A 505-nucleotide genomic window follows, 5' to 3' on the forward strand; every position below is an offset into this window, starting at 1 on the left:
AATTTGAGTGCCTAACGGCACTTTTTTCTCTTTTTTTAATTTGGTGATGGCAACTGGATAAGCAGGATTTTTATCAATTGTGATGGTACGAGGTTTTGAGACATGAAAAGACTGCAAAGCTTTCTTAAAGAATCGCTTTGCAGCCTTATGATTTCTAGTTTTGCTGAGATAGAAGTCAATCGTATTTCCCTTAGAATCAACCGCACGGTATAAATACATCCATTGCCCTTTTATTTTTATATATGTTTCATCCACTCGCCATGAATCATTTGTTTGTTTCAGATGACGTCGAATACGTTTATCCAGTTCCGGTCCGTATTGATAAACCCAACGCATAATCGTTGTATGAGACAAAGATAACCCTCGTTCCTTCATCATTTCTACCAAATCACGAAAACTTAAGTTGTACCGCAGGTACCAACGTACTGTTAATAAAATAATATCTGGTTGATAATGTTTCCACTTAAATAAATTTTCTGGGCCCATACTGATCACACACCTTTTT

Annotated in this window: 1 protein-coding gene; it reads right to left on the reverse strand. The window is 36.2% G+C overall.

The features are described from left to right. On the reverse strand, nucleotides 1–486 hold a 486-nt coding region (locus F3I02_RS17220), incomplete at its 3' end, for an IS6 family transposase (RefSeq protein WP_196478234.1). Nucleotides 487–505 lie beyond the last annotated feature (19 nt).

The sequence above is a fragment of the Bacillus sp. SRB3LM genome (assembly GCF_015712745.1).
Classification (GTDB): Bacteria; Bacillota; Bacilli; order Bacillales; family Bacillaceae_G; genus Bacillus_A; species Bacillus_A thuringiensis_K.